A 13,273-nucleotide genomic window follows, 5' to 3' on the forward strand; every position below is an offset into this window, starting at 1 on the left:
GTCCTGTGGGCCATGCTCCGCGACGACGCTGGCTACCACGCTTCACCTCCGATTTCGGTGGCTGCGTGACTTGACAACCCCCATTGGGAAGTCCTTTGTGGAGTTCTCAACATCAACCCCGCCATCCGCCGAGAAAGAAGGGAAAGACCGATGGGCTCCGCCGCGATACCCTCGCGATATGGACGACGTCGAGGTCCGTGAGCTGCGGTACTTCCGCGCGGTCGCCGAAGAGCTGAACTTCTCCCGCGCCGCCGAGCGGCTCGGGATGGCGCAGCCCCCGCTGTCGCGCGCGATCCGGCTGCTGGAGCGGCGGCTGGGCGTCCAGCTCTTCGAACGCACCAGCCGGCACGTCGAGCTGACGCCGGCCGGGAACGTCCTGTTCGCGGAGTCGGCGAAGGCACTCGACGCGGTCGCGAACGCCGTCCGGCGCACCCGGCGGGCGGCTCAGCAGCCGCCGGCGCTCGTCGTCACCGCGAAACCCGGCGTGGCCACCGAACTGCTGCGGCGGATCGCCGACGGGTACCGGGGGCCGATCGAGATCCGGGTCAGCGGGTTCCCCGAGCGGGGCAGCGTGCTGCGCGACGGCCGGGCCGACGTGGCCGTGGTCGGCTGCCCGGGCGACCACGGCGAGCTGGACGTCGAGGTGCTCTTCACCGAGCCGCGCGTCGCCGCGTTGTCCTTCCGGCACGAGCTGGCCGACCGGTCCACGCTCAGCTGCGCGGACTTCGCCGGGCGGCCGACGCCGTGCTGGCCGGACGCCTCGGCCGCGGACCGGGCCTACTGGTCGGGCCAGGACGTGACCGGCCGCCCGATCACGCCGGGGCCGGTGGTGCGGGACAGCGCCCAGCTGCTGGAGACGGTCGCGCTCGGACAGGCGATCGCGCTGCTGCCGGCGTCGTTCGCGGAGTGGCACCCTCGGGCCGACGTCGTCTACCGGCCGGTCGGCGACGCGACACCGTACTCGCTCGCGCTCGCCTGGCCGGCGGGTGCGCGGGACGTGCGGATCGCGCGGTTCGTGCGGACCGCCGTCGAGGTCAGTGAAGCAGTACCTCGACCGGGTGCCGTCCCGGCGGGGTGACCGAGCGGACACCCCGTCGGCGCCGTCGAGCAGCGATGACTCAGCCCGCCTGCGCCGCCAGTTCGCCGCGGAACGTCGTGCGGTACGCGCTCGGTGACACCCCGAGCGCGGCCTGGAAGTGCTGGCGCAGCGACGCCGCCGTGCCGAAGCCGGCTTCGGTCGCCACTCGGTCGACCGGCAGGTCCGACTCCTCCAGCAGCTGGCGGGCGCGCTCGATCCGTTGCTGCGTCAGCCATTGCAGTGCCGAGATGCCGACTTCCTCGCGGAAGCGGCGGGTGAATGTCCGGGTACTCATCGCCTCGCGGGCGGCGAGCTCGCGCAGCGTCAGCGGGCAGTGCAGGTTCTCCAGCGCCCACGCGCGCGCCGCCTTCGTCGACGACGTGCGCGGCTCCGGCACGGGCCGGCGGACGAACTGGGCCTGGCCGCCTTCGCGGTGCGGGGAGACGACCGTGCCGCGGGCGACTTCGTTGGCGACGGCGGCGCCGTGGTCGTGGCGGATCATGTGCAGCACCAGGTCGATTCCCGATGCGACGCCCGCCGAGGTCAGGACGTTGCCGTCGTCGGTGTAGAGCACGTGCGAGTCGACGTCGACCTCCGGGAACCGGTTCTGCAGCTCATCGGCGGAGCGCCAGTGGGTGGTCGCCCGGCGGCCGTCGAGGAGACCGGCCGCGGCGAGCACGAACGCGCCGGTGCAGATCGACGCGATGCGCGCGTCCGCCGGGATCCGATCCAGTGCGGCCGCCAGCGGCGGGGTCAACACGTGCGCGAGGGGTTCGTATTCGGCCCGCGACGCGGGGACGATCACGGTGTCGGCCTCGGCCAGCACCTCGGGCCCGCGATCGACCGGGATGGTGAAGTCCGAGTCGGTGCGGACCGGGCCGGGTTCGAGCGCGCAGGTCACTACCTCGTACAGCGGCTCGCCGGACGCCGAGCGCGCCTGCCCGAAGAGCCGGTGGACGATGCCCAGCTCCATCACGAGCATGCCGTGCCTGACCAGCACGGCGACGTGGTGACGGTCCGGGTGCGCGAATTCGGCCATGGCTCGATTCTTGCACATGTTGGCTATCAGGCCACTCGATCAAGCGGGTGGCCGGAGTGACCATCGAGGCCATGAACGTGTTGTGGGTTTTCGCGCATCCCGAGCCGCGCTCGCTGAGCGGGGCCCTCCGTGACGACGGCGTCCGGACGCTCCGCGAACTCGGCCACGAAGTCCGGGAGTCGGATCTGTACGCGATGAAGTGGAACCCGGTGGTCGACGCGGCCGACTTCGGCACCGAGGCCGGTGACGAGCGGCTGATCGTCGGGGCGACGTCAGCCCGCGCGCACGCGCGGGGCGAGCTGAGCCCGGACATCGTGGCCGAGCAGGAGAAACTCGACTGGGCGGACGCGCTCGTCGTGCAGTTCCCGTCGTGGTGGTACGGCCTGCCCGCGATCCTGAAGGGCTGGTTCGACCGGGTGTTCGTGAAGGGCTTCGGCTACGGCGTCCGCGCGGAGGACGGCCGCACGTTGCGCTACGGCGAAGGCCGGCTTGCGGGCAAGCGCGCGATGGTGGTGCTGACCGCGGGAGCCCGCGAGCCGGCCATGGGCCCGCGCGGGGTGAACGGCGCGCTGAACGACGTCCTCTGGCCGCTGCACCACGGAACGCTGTTCTACGCGGGGATGTCGGTGCTGCCGCCGGTCGCGGTCTTCGGCGCCGACCGGGTGCCGGACGCCGAGTTCGCCGAGGCTCGGGAGCAGCTGCGCACGCGCCTGAGCACGCTGGATACGACGGACCCGATCCCGTTCCGCCCGCAGAACGGCGGCGACTACGACGACGACCTGGTCCTGCGCCCCGAGCACGCGCGAGGAGCGACGGGCCTGGCAATCCACCTCGCCTAAAAGCCCCTCAAGAACTACGCCGGCAACGTGAGCCGCTGGCCCAAGCCGCCGTCCACTGGCAGGTCCGCGCCCGTTGTGAACGTTGCCTCGAACGCCAGGAACAGCACCGCCGCCGCCACTTCCTCGACCGTCGCGTGCCGCTTCAACGGCGTCACCTCGTCGCCGGTCTTCTTGAACGCGGCGAGCACCGGGTCGGGCACCCCCGTCACGCCCATCGTCGGGGTGTCCGTGTACCCCGGGCTGACCACGTTGACCCGGATCCCGCGCGGCGCCAGCTCGGCCGCGTACGTCAGCGCGAACGACCTCACTGCCGCCTTCGCCGCCGAATACGGGCCCATTCCCGCGATTCCCGCGCCGGCCGCCACCGACGTCGTGAACACGAACGATCCGCCGGGCCGCACCAACCCCGCCAGCCGCTGGGCCGTGAAGTACGCGCCCTTCGCGTTCACGTCGAATGTCCGGTCGTAGATCTCCGGCGTCGCCTCCGCGTACGGCGTGAGAGTCGCGAACCCGACGTTGACGAACACCAGGTCCACCGTCCCGAGCCGGTCCGAAGTCGCCGCGGCCAGTGCGTCGATGTCGGCCAGCGACGACGCGTCCGACGACAGCAGGTGCGCCCCCGGGATGTCCAGCCCCGAGACGTCCCGGCCGGTCGCCAGGACCTCCGCGCCGCCGTCCAGCAGCGCGCGCACCACCGCCAGGCCCATTCCGTGCGTGCCGCCCGTGACGACCGCCTTCTTCCCCGCAAACTTCACCGGATCTCCTCGATGACACTCGCGATCGCGTGTGCGCCGTGACCCGAGGCCACCGCGCGGTCGAACAACTCCCGCAGCGCCGCGGGCACCGAAGCGGAGATCCCTTGGGCGCGGCTCGTCTCCACCAGCAGCCCCAGCCCGGTGGCGTTGATGTCCAAAGCGGACACCTCGGTCGAGTACTCCCCGCTCGCCACCTGCGAACCGATCCCCGGCAGGAACCCGCCGACCGCCGAGAGCCACGACAACGCCATCGGCGTGAACGTCGACGGCGCCACGCCTTCCGTCCCGACCAGCGCCAGCGCGTGCAGGTACCCGGCCATCGTCGACCACATGATGCCCAGCAGCGCCAGGTCGTAAAGCGCCGCCAGCCCGGCGTCCTCGCCGAGGAACACCGGCTCCCCCAGCACCGACAGCACGTCCCGCTGCGCGTCGAACGCCGTCGGCGAACCGCCGTAGAGGATCCGCGCGGCCGGAGTCCCGATACCCTGCGGGACGGCCATGATCACGCCGTCCACGTACTCGATCCCCGCCGACGATGCCCACAAGGCGGTCGAGCGAGCTTCCGCGGGCGTCCCCGAAGTCAGATTGATCAGCACCTTCGGCGAAGCCGCTTCCAGTAATGGTTGTTGAGTGTCGTATGTGGACAGACAGCTGAGGACGACGTCCGCCGAAGCCACCTCGGCGGGCGTCGCCGCGAGACGCGCCCCGCGGTCGAGCAGCGGCCCCGCCTTGAGCGGCGACCGGTTCCACACCACGACGTCGTGGCCCGCCCCCAGCAACGCGCCGGCGAGGGCGGCGCCCATCCGCCCCAGGCCGAGCACGCCCACCTGTTTCTTGCTTTCTCCCATAGCGATCATGCTGCTGACGCGCTTTACGATGGACAAGTACCGACTAATAAGTCAGGTACCCACCAAAACGTAAGGATCCTGGATGCTGGCGAGAACCTACCGCTGCGGACTGGACGCGGCAATCGACGTGGTCGGCGGCCGCTGGAAGGCCTTGATCCTCTGGGCGCTGCACGCCGAACCGCTGCGGTTCGGCGAGCTGAAGCGGAAGGTGGCCGGGATCAGCGAGAAGATGCTCATCCAGGCGCTGCGGGAGCTGGAGGCGGACGAAGTCGTGCACCGCGAGGTGTTCCACGAGATCCCGCCGAAGGTCGAGTACTCGCTGACCGAGCTGGGTCAGCGGCTGAACACGGCGTTGCTGCCCCTGGGCGACTGGGGCGAGGAGAACATGCCCGGCATCGCGAAGCGCCGCGGCGTCACACCGGCGCCCCCACATACTCCTTCAGCATGATGGCGTTGCCCGCCTTGAGCGGCAGCTCCTCGATCACCTTGCGCCACGTCAGGTACGGCAGCAGCTTGTAGTTGAGGTGGCACGCGTCGACGATCGCGACGCTCGTCCCCATGCCCGATGGTCGTATTCGAGCGAATCGGCGCCGAACCAGAACAGGGCCTTGGCCTCGGCGTTGTCCCGCGCGCTGTAGACGCCGACCTTGTGGTCGAGGCCGAGGTGGTTCGGCACCGTGCCGATCGAGACGCAGTAGCCGAGGTCGCGGCGGTACCAGGACTCGTCGCCGAAGACCAGCGAGCGCACGGCCGAGTGCAGCCCGTCGGCGCCGACGACCAGGTCGCGCGGGAAGCCCTGCTCCACACCGCGCTGATCGAGGCGAACGAAGAGTGGGGCGAAACGCTCGCCAAGGTACTGCAGGTCGAGACGCCCGCGGGCGCGTCACCAGCCGGGCGAACGCGCTGGAGCTGGCCCGCGTCGGCCTGGCGAACCTCTTCCCGGGCCTCGACCACGGGAGCGACGAGGCCCGGGCCGTCGGCACGGTGCACCAGGCCCTGCTGTCGGGCGTGGTGCACCAGTGGCTGATCGACCCGGACCGCGCCCCCTCGGGCGCCGACCTGCGCCTGATCGCGAAGGACTTCCTTACGCGGTGACCAGGTCCGCGCCGGCGAAGAACGTCGAGGCCGCCGACATCGCGTCGGCGTCCAGGAGCACGTCGCCCGGACGGCTTCCGTTGCCCAGGAGCACTCCGCCCCAGTTCATGGCCAGGTACTCCGCGCACAGCTCCAGCGTGCCGATCAGCGGCTGGGCCTCGCGCGCCGTTTCGCTCAGGACGCTCACGCCCCACAGCGTCTTGCCGCGCATCTTCGGCTTGAACTCGACCGGCAGCCGCATCCAGCCGGACCAGTAGTCCAGGTACAGCTTCACGCTCGCCGCGACCGAGTACCAGTACACCGGCGACACGATCACGATGTCGGTCGCCGCGAAGGTCGCGTCCATCAGCAGCTGCTCGTTCGCGCCGGGCTCCGGGTGCGAACCGGCGCCGTGGCGGCGGTCCTCGAACGGCGGCAGCGGCAGCTCGGGCAGCCGGAGCCACCGCTGCTCGACGTCGCAAGGCAGCTCCTTCGCCGCCCGCCGGGCCAGCATCTCGGTGTTCCCGCCGGCCCGCGCCGCGCCGACCAGGAAGAGGAAGTTCCGCGTCATCGTCGATCCCCTCAGTTACTTGCATGTACATATAAAGACTGCCCATGGACTATCCTGACGTCAAGAGGAGGGCGGGAAATGACCGTCGACGAACAGTCCTGGGGACGCATGCTCGTGCTGCACGCCCGGGTCGAGCAGGAGCTGGGCAAGGCGCTGCAACGGCGACACGGGCTCGGCCTGTCCGAGTACCGCGCACTCGGCAAGCTGGTCGCGGGCCCGCGCGGCGGCCTGCGGATGCAGGAGCTCGCCGAGGCGATCGGGCTCAACCAGAGCTCGGTCAGCCGGATGTGCGCGCGCCTCGAAGACGCCGGCCTGACCATCCGCGACCTGTGCGAAGACGACCGCCGCGGCGTCTACTCGGTGATCACCGACGCCGGCCGCAAGCGCTACGCCGAATCCGAGCCGACGTACTGCGCGGTGCTGCGGACTTCACTGGACAAGGCCGCGAGCGACCCGGAGCTCACCGCCGCGGTCGCCGCCGTCCGCGGCGCTTGACCCGTATATGCCTCGGTGGTTATATACAGGCATGCCCGCGAAACTGCTGACCGACGAGGACCGCCCCGCCCTCCGGCTGGAACGCCGGCTGAAGCACGCGCCCGAGCAGGTTTGGCGCGCCATCACGGACCCGGCCGAGCTCGAGCACTGGTTCCCGGCGAAGGTCGACGTCGAACTGCGTGACGGCGGCGCCATCCGGTTCACCTTCCCCGGCGAGGACCAGCCGACGACCGGGCACGTCGTCACCGCCGACCCGCCGCGCGAGTTCACCTTCGTCTGGAACGACGACACCCTGCGCTGGCTGATCACCCCGGACGGCGACGGCAGCCTCCTGGAGTTCACGCACACCTTCGGCCGCGGCGAACCGGCGATCGCGAAGCTGGCCGCGGGCCGCACCGCCGCCGGCTGGGACGTCTGCCTCGACGCCCTCGACGCGCGGCTGTCCGGCCGCGACGCCGAGCAGCCGAAGGACTGGCACGCCCGGATGGCGTCCTATGTGGACGAATTCGGCCTGGGCTACGGCGAAGTGCTCGCCGACGGCACGATCCGCTTCCGCCGCGACCTCGTGTGGAAGCCGGTGGACGAGGTCCGGGCGCTCCTGCCCGACGAGCCCGGCTGGCACGTGGTCCAGGAGCCGCTGGAAGGCACCCGCGTCGAGTTCACCGAAGCGGCCGAAGCGGACGTGCCTGCTCAGCTCGCCCGGCGGCACGAACAGCTCGACAAGCTGTTCGCCGCGACGCACGGCGTCGACCTGCCGGACTGGACGTCCGAGCACGTCGAGGCCGTGAAGAAGCATTACGCGGAGCGTCCGACTCAGGGTTGACGCGCGGCGCGGGCGTCCGCATTACGTTCGTCCCATGCGAATTCGCGTGGTGCTGGACGCGCTCGCGGTCCTGGTGCTCACGGTGGGGGCCGGCGGGAACCTCGCGGCCGGGGCGTGGTCGCTGCCGCTGTGGCTCCCCGCCTGGCTCGGCTGGACGATCATGCTGACGAGCGCCGTCCCGATCGTGCTGCGGCGCTGGTGGCCGCGGCCCGCCTACGTCCTGGCCCTCGTGCTGACCGCGGCGGCCGTACCGATCGGCGGGCCGGTGCTCGCGGTCGCCGTCGTGTCGGCCGGGTGCGCGCTCTTCACGTTCGTCGTGCACCGGGGCAGCCGGGCCTCGCGGGTCGGGTTCGTGGCCGGGCTGCTCGGCGTCGGCCTGCTCGGGGTCGTGGTGCCGAACCCGAGCACCGCCACCACCGTCAACTTCGGGGCGTCGGCGCTGATCGTCGGGTTCGCGCTCGGCGTCGCGGTCCACGGGCGCCGCGAGTACGCCGCGGCCGAGCGGGAAAACCACGCACGGGAAGCGGTTTCGGCGGAACGGTTGCGAATCGCGCGCGAGATGCACGACGTCGTCGCGCACAGCATGAGCCTGATCGCGGTGAAGGCGGCCGTCGGCAACCACGTCGCTTCGGAGCAGCCCGCGGAGGCGCGGGAAGCGTTGCGCGTCATCGAAGACACGAGCCGCGAGACGCTGGCCGAGCTGCGGCGGATGCTGGGTGTCCTGCGCGACGGCACGGGTGTCCCGGCGCTGGCGCCCGCCCCGACGCTCGACGACCTGCGCGCGCTCGCCGAACGCGCGGAGCTGGCGGGCCCATCGGTCGATCTCGCCATCGAGGGTCTCGACGAGCTGCCGGGCGGCATCGGCCAGTCGGTGTACCGGATCGTGCAGGAGGCGCTGACCAATGTGGTCAAGCACGCGGACGCGACGACGTGCCGCATCCGCGTCACGGGCGGCGAGGGCGAGGTGCGCATCGAGGTCCACGACGACGGCCGCGGCGGCGTCGCGACGCCGGGCCACGGGCTGATCGGGATGCGCGAGCGAGTGGCGGTCTACGGCGGCGACTTCTCCGCGGGCCCGCTCGAGCCCGGCTTCCGCGTGTTCGCCCGGCTCCCCTACGAGCCGGCGGTGGCCCGATGACCCGCGTCCTGATCGCCGACGACCAGGCGTTGCTGCGCGGCAGCTTCCGCGTGCTGGTGGACAGCGCCCCGGGCTTGGAGGTGGTCGGCGAGGCCTCGGACGGCGTCGAGGCGGTCGCGCTGGCCCGGCGCGAGCAGCCGGACGTCGTGCTGATGGACGTCCGCATGCCCTCGATGGACGGCATCGAGGCGACCCGCCTGATCTGCGCTTCGTCGGAGGTCCGGGTGCTGATGCTGACCACGTTCGACCTGGACGAGTACGTGTACGCGGCGCTGCGGGCGGGCGCGAGCGGGTTCCTCCTGAAGGACACGCGCCCGGCGGACCTGCTGTCGGCGATCTCGATCGTGGCGTCGGGAGAGGCGCTGTTGGCGCCATCGGTGACGCGGCGGCTGGTGGCGGAGTTCGCGCGCCTGCCGACGGGGCCGGTGAAGCGGTTGGAGGGAGTGACGGCGCGGGAGCAGGAGGTCTTGGCGTTGATCGCCCGCGGGTTGTCGAACGACGAGATCGCGGCGCGGCTGCACGTGGGGATCGCGACGGTGAAGACGCACATCGGTCGGCTGCTGCACAAACTGGCGGCGCGAGATCGGGCTCAGCTGGTGATCGCGGCCTACGAGTCCGGCTTGGTGCGTCCTACATCGCCCGCGTGAAGGGCGCGAAGCGGAGTGACGCGTCGCACCGAAGCCGACGACCCCGGCGACGCACCCGGCCCACCGTCGTCGGCGAACTTTCCGACGTGACCCCAGCACCCGCCGTCGAGCACGAAACCCATCGACTCGGCGTCCGGATCTCCATGGACGTTGTCTACGCCACACGCGAAGTGACCGGCAAGTAGCTAAGCTCCCGGGAATGAGCAGTGCGACGGAGCCGCTCGGGACGCCGCCCGAGGATGAACCGGACATCCACACCACGGCCGGCAAGCTGGCCGACCTGTACCGCCGCTACGACGAGGCGGTGCACGCGGGCTCGGCCCGCGCGGTGGAGAAGCAGCACGCCAAGGGCAAGAAAACCGCGCGGGAACGCATCGAGCTGCTGCTCGACGAGAACTCGTTCGTCGAGCTCGACGAGCTGGCCCGGCACCGCTCGACCAACTTCGGCCAGGAGAAGAACCGGCCCTACGGCGACGGCGTCGTCACCGGCTACGGCACCGTCGACGGCCGCCCGGTCTGCGTCTTCAGCCAGGACGTCACCGTCTTCGGCGGCAGCCTCGGCGAGGTCTACGGCGAGAAGATCGTCAAGGTCATGGACCTGGCCATCAAGACCGGCCGCCCGATCATCGGCATCAACGAGGGCGGCGGCGCGCGCATCCAGGAAGGCGTCGTCTCGCTCGGCCTCTACGGCGAGATCTTCCGCCGCAACGTGCAGGCCTCCGGCGTCATCCCGCAGATCTCGCTGATCATGGGCGCCAACGCCGGCGGGCACGTCTACTCCCCTGCGCTGACCGACTTCATCGTGATGGTCGACGAGACCTCGCAGATGTTCATCACCGGCCCGGACGTCGTCAAGACGGTCACCGGCGAGGACGTCACCTTCGAGGAGCTCGGCGGCGGCCGGACCCACAACACGAAGTCCGGCGTCGCGCACTACCTCGGTTCCGACGACGAAGACGCCATCGCCTACGTCAAGGAACTGCTCTCCTACCTGCCGCAGAACAACCTGTCGGACGCCCCGGTCTTCGAGCCGTCGGACGCGCCCGCCGGTTTCTTCGACGACGTGACCGACTCGGACCGCGAGCTCGACACGCTCATCCCGGACTCGCCGAACACGCCGTACGACATGCACGAGGTCATCAACCGCGTGGTCGACGACGGCGACTTCCTCGAGGTCCACGAGCTGTTCGCGCCGAACATCATCGTCGGCTTCGGCCGCGTCGACGGCCAGAGCGTCGGCGTCGTCGCCAACCAGCCGACGCAGTTCGCCGGCTGCCTCGACATCGACGCCTCCGAGAAGGCCGCGCGGTTCGTCCGCACCTGCGACGCGTTCAACATCCCGGTGCTCACCTTCGTCGACGTCCCGGGCTTCCTCCCGGGCACCGACCAGGAGTGGAACGGCATCATCCGCCGCGGCGCGAAGCTGATCTACGCCTACGCGGAGGCGACCGTCCCGCTGGTCACGATCATCACGCGCAAGGCGTACGGCGGCGCGTACGACGTCATGGGCTCCAAGCACCTCGGCGCCGACATCAACCTCGCCTGGCCGACCGCGCAGGTCGCGGTGATGGGCGCCCAGGGCGCGGCGAACATCGTCCACCGCAAGACGCTCGCCAACGCGGCGAACGAGGGCAAGGACGTCGACGCGCTGCGCGCCGAGCTGATCCAGGAGTACGAAGACACGCTCTTGAACCCGTACGCGGCGGCCGAGCGCGGCTACGTCGACTCGGTGATCGTGCCGGCGCACACCCGCGGGCACGTCGCGCGCGCGTTGTCGCTGCTGCGCAACAAGCGCGAGTCGCTGCCGCCCAAGAAGCACGGGAACATCCCGCTGTGAGCGACGACCGGAAGCCCCTGCTGCGGGTGGTCCGCGGGAACCCGAGCGACGCCGAACTGGCGGCGCTGACGGCGGTCGTCGCCGCGGCGTCGGCGGCTCCGCCCGCGAAGAAGCCGAAGCCGCGTACGTCGTGGTGGGGCGATCACGCTGCTTCGCTGCGTAGACCGCTCCACCCCGGCGAAGGTGCTTGGCGTGCTTCGGGCTTCCCCAGCTAGCTCACGGTGACGGCGGTGTCGTCGACGACGAAGGACGTCTGCAGCTGTGAGCCCTCTACGCCGCTGAAGCTGAGCGTCACGGACTGGCCCGCGTACGCGGACAACGAGAAGCTTCGCTGCTGATAGCCGCTGGCCGCGTTGAGGTTGCTGTACGTCGCCAACGTCGTGCTGCCCGCCTTCACCGTCAGCTTGTCGTACGCGGTCGTGCCCGTCTCGGCCGTGTCGATGTGCAGCCAGAACGAGAACGTGTACGCCGAACACCCGCTCGGCAGCGTCACGGTCTGGCTGACAGTGTCCGTGTGCGCCGAGCCGTAGCCGTCGAGCCAGGCGCTCCACGTCCCGGTGCGGGCGGGCTCGCTGGTGCCGTGCTGGCCGATCACGCTGGCCGAAGCCGTCCAGGCCGTCGCGCCCGACTCGAAGCCGGGGTTGGCGAGGAGCTGCCCGGCCGTGCAGCCGCCCGGCGGCGGGGGCGGCGTGGTGGTGCCGCTGCCCGCGAGCCACGCTGTCGCGTTCAGGCCGAGCGCCGCGTTGTCGGCCGTCGGGTCGGTCCAGCCGTTGTAGAGCGTGTTGCCGGACTGGCCGGTGCCGTCGTCGATGGTCGAGCTGTCACCCCAGATCGCGACGCGGCCGGAGCCGAACGTGCTGGTCACGAAGAAGGCGTTCGAGTTCCCCGGTGACGCCGTGCTCAGGTACACGAGGCCCTTCACCGCGGGATTGTCCGCCGGATTGAGGGTGAACGTCGTGCCGTTGGCGATCAGGCTGTGCTTGACCGTGCCGAAAGCGCCGTTGAGCACGGGGTTCGCCGAGTCGCTGATGGCCACCGGGTGGTCGCTGGAGATGTTCTTCAGGTCGACCGATAACCCGAACGGATCCGTGTTGTCGACGCCGTTGTTCGTCATCAGGTCGTTGATGATCTTCGGGGAGTCCCAGCCGTCGTTGTTGCGGTCGCTGCCGGTGTGGTCCGAGATCAGGAAGAGCCCGCCGCCGTTCTGGACGAACTTCATCACCGCGGTCTTTTCGGACGCGCTCAGCACGACGTTCGGCTCGGGCAGCACGAATTCGTCGAAGTTCTGGAGGTCGAGCGCGCCGCCGGTGCCGTAGGTGATGGTGTTGCCGGCGGGCAGCGTCTTCAGGCTGTACTGCCCGGTCTTCTGCAGCGCGACACCCCACGCCGAGAGCGCGCCGGTCCAGTCGGTTTCCTTCTGCGGCGCGGAGTTCTGCGCCGTCGGGTCGGGCTGGGACGTGCTGACGATCCAGTCGGCGTTGCCCGCAGTCTCGGCCTTCGTGTTGTCGAAGAGGACACGGTGGACGGTCGCGGCGTGCGCCGGGACGGCGAGCAATCCCGCGGCGACGGCGGCGACAGCGAAGGGGATGAGGCGCTTCATGGTGCTCCTCGACGGCAGGGGAACCTGGCGCTCCTACTGTCACCCGGCCGCGGCCCGACGAAAGTCGGAATCAGATGACGTCGAGGAAAACAGTCGGCACCTCGTTGTCGCGCACCACCCGGCCCAGCAGTGCCGCGAGCCGGTCGCGGTCCGGGGTGGGCAGGCCCGCCGCCAGTTCGTCCACGCGCCGGCACGTTGCCGCGTAGAACTCCTCCGCCAGGTCGCGCCCCTCGTCCGTCAAGACCACCTGGACCGCGCGGCGGTCGTCCGGGTCGGGCTCGCGGCGGACCAGCCCGCGCCGGACCGCGCGGTCGACCAGGCCCGTCAGGCTGGACTTCTCGAGGCCGAGCGTCGCGCCCAGGTCACCCATGCCGTACGGCCTGCCCATCAGCACGCACAGCAGCTGGCCCTGCTGCACGGTCAGCCCGTACTCGCGGGCCGACTCGGCGTAGACGGCGTTCACCAGGAACGACGCCCGCACGAGCCCGGCCACCACACCGAGGTCCTCCCCGCGTTTCCCCATCGCGCC

Annotated in this window: 17 protein-coding genes; 10 read left to right on the top strand and 7 right to left on the bottom strand. The window is 70.7% G+C overall.

What is annotated here, in order from left to right; all coding sequences use genetic code 11:
* The first annotated feature begins 178 nt into the window (after positions 1 to 178).
* A complete protein-coding gene (locus ACZ7OH_RS08765) occupies positions 179 to 1,078 on the top strand; it encodes a LysR family transcriptional regulator (RefSeq protein ID WP_470280327.1) in 900 nt (299 codons plus the stop codon).
* 40 nt (positions 1,079 to 1,118) lie between these two features.
* On the opposite strand, the gene ACZ7OH_RS08770 is transcribed toward ACZ7OH_RS08765, so the two are convergent.
* A complete protein-coding gene (locus ACZ7OH_RS08770) occupies positions 1,119 to 2,117 on the bottom strand; it encodes a GlxA family transcriptional regulator (protein ID WP_470280328.1) in 999 nt (332 codons plus the stop codon).
* Between the two features lie 71 nt (positions 2,118 to 2,188).
* On the opposite strand from ACZ7OH_RS08770, the gene ACZ7OH_RS08775 reads away from it, so the two are divergent.
* Positions 2,189 to 2,956 carry an NAD(P)H-dependent oxidoreductase gene (locus tag ACZ7OH_RS08775; protein ID WP_470280329.1) on the top strand — a complete coding sequence of 256 codons (768 nt, stop codon included), beginning with the start codon at positions 2,189 to 2,191 and terminating at the stop codon, positions 2,954 to 2,956.
* Between the two features lie 14 nt (positions 2,957 to 2,970).
* Here ACZ7OH_RS08775 and ACZ7OH_RS08780 read toward each other — a convergent pair whose 3' ends face one another.
* Positions 2,971 to 3,711, bottom strand: a complete 741-nt coding sequence (locus ACZ7OH_RS08780; protein WP_470280330.1) for an SDR family oxidoreductase — start codon at positions 3,709 to 3,711, stop codon at positions 2,971 to 2,973.
* Positions 3,708 to 4,559: an NAD(P)-dependent oxidoreductase gene (locus ACZ7OH_RS08785; protein WP_470280331.1), complete on the bottom strand. Its 852-nt coding sequence runs from the start codon at positions 4,557 to 4,559 to the stop codon at positions 3,708 to 3,710. The genes ACZ7OH_RS08780 and ACZ7OH_RS08785 overlap by 4 nt, the downstream gene beginning before the upstream one ends.
* A gap of 82 nt (positions 4,560 to 4,641) precedes the next feature.
* Between ACZ7OH_RS08785 and ACZ7OH_RS08790 the strand changes: the two genes are divergently transcribed.
* Complete coding sequence (locus tag ACZ7OH_RS08790; protein ID WP_470280332.1) at positions 4,642 to 5,007, top strand: winged helix-turn-helix transcriptional regulator; 366 nt, start codon at positions 4,642 to 4,644, stop codon at positions 5,005 to 5,007.
* Positions 5,008 to 5,055: 48 nt separating this feature from the next.
* Here the strand turns inward: ACZ7OH_RS08790 and ACZ7OH_RS08795 are convergent, their stop codons facing one another.
* Complete coding sequence (locus ACZ7OH_RS08795) at positions 5,056 to 5,364, bottom strand: hypothetical protein (RefSeq protein WP_470280333.1); 309 nt, start codon at positions 5,362 to 5,364, stop codon at positions 5,056 to 5,058.
* A gap of 26 nt (positions 5,365 to 5,390) precedes the next feature.
* On the opposite strand from ACZ7OH_RS08795, the gene ACZ7OH_RS08800 reads away from it, so the two are divergent.
* A complete protein-coding gene (locus ACZ7OH_RS08800; protein WP_470280334.1) occupies positions 5,391 to 5,654 on the top strand; it encodes a hypothetical protein in 264 nt (87 codons plus the stop codon).
* Here the strand turns inward: ACZ7OH_RS08800 and ACZ7OH_RS08805 are convergent.
* Positions 5,644 to 6,204, bottom strand: coding sequence for a flavodoxin family protein (locus ACZ7OH_RS08805; protein ID WP_470280335.1), 561 nt, complete (start codon positions 6,202 to 6,204; stop codon positions 5,644 to 5,646). The genes ACZ7OH_RS08800 and ACZ7OH_RS08805 overlap by 11 nt on opposite strands.
* Positions 6,205 to 6,282: 78 nt before the next feature.
* Here ACZ7OH_RS08805 and ACZ7OH_RS08810 point away from each other — a divergent pair, with 78 nt between their 5' ends.
* From ACZ7OH_RS08810 to ACZ7OH_RS08835, 6 genes are all read left to right on the top strand, one after another.
* Positions 6,283 to 6,699: a MarR family winged helix-turn-helix transcriptional regulator gene (locus tag ACZ7OH_RS08810; RefSeq protein ID WP_470280336.1), complete on the top strand. Its 417-nt coding sequence runs from the start codon at positions 6,283 to 6,285 to the stop codon at positions 6,697 to 6,699.
* A 31-nt stretch (positions 6,700 to 6,730) separates the two neighbouring features.
* Positions 6,731 to 7,522: an SRPBCC family protein gene (locus ACZ7OH_RS08815; protein WP_470280337.1), complete on the top strand. Its 792-nt coding sequence runs from the start codon at positions 6,731 to 6,733 to the stop codon at positions 7,520 to 7,522.
* 34 nt (positions 7,523 to 7,556) lie between these two features.
* A complete protein-coding gene (locus tag ACZ7OH_RS08820; protein WP_470280338.1) occupies positions 7,557 to 8,660 on the top strand; it encodes a sensor histidine kinase in 1,104 nt (367 codons plus the stop codon).
* Positions 8,657 to 9,307, top strand: coding sequence for a response regulator (locus tag ACZ7OH_RS08825; protein WP_470280339.1), 651 nt, complete (start codon positions 8,657 to 8,659; stop codon positions 9,305 to 9,307). The genes ACZ7OH_RS08820 and ACZ7OH_RS08825 overlap by 4 nt, the downstream gene beginning before the upstream one ends.
* Before the next feature lie 199 nt (positions 9,308 to 9,506).
* Complete coding sequence (locus ACZ7OH_RS08830; RefSeq protein WP_470280340.1) at positions 9,507 to 11,144, top strand: acyl-CoA carboxylase subunit beta; 1,638 nt, start codon at positions 9,507 to 9,509, stop codon at positions 11,142 to 11,144.
* Positions 11,141 to 11,359 (top strand): acyl-CoA carboxylase subunit epsilon, encoded by a 219-nt coding sequence (locus ACZ7OH_RS08835; protein WP_400900300.1) that lies wholly within the window; start codon positions 11,141 to 11,143, stop codon positions 11,357 to 11,359. The genes ACZ7OH_RS08830 and ACZ7OH_RS08835 overlap by 4 nt, the downstream gene beginning before the upstream one ends.
* On the opposite strand, the gene ACZ7OH_RS08840 is transcribed toward ACZ7OH_RS08835, so the two are convergent.
* A complete protein-coding gene (locus ACZ7OH_RS08840) occupies positions 11,356 to 12,744 on the bottom strand; it encodes a hypothetical protein (RefSeq protein WP_470280341.1) in 1,389 nt (462 codons plus the stop codon). The two genes, ACZ7OH_RS08835 and ACZ7OH_RS08840, sit on opposite strands and share 4 nt — an antisense overlap.
* A 70-nt stretch (positions 12,745 to 12,814) precedes the next feature.
* Positions 12,815 to 13,267 carry a MarR family winged helix-turn-helix transcriptional regulator gene (locus tag ACZ7OH_RS08845; protein WP_470280342.1) on the bottom strand — a complete coding sequence of 151 codons (453 nt, stop codon included), beginning with the start codon at positions 13,265 to 13,267 and terminating at the stop codon, positions 12,815 to 12,817.
* Positions 13,268 to 13,273 lie beyond the last annotated feature (6 nt).

It is taken from the genome of Amycolatopsis sp. NPDC114478 (assembly GCF_055633805.1).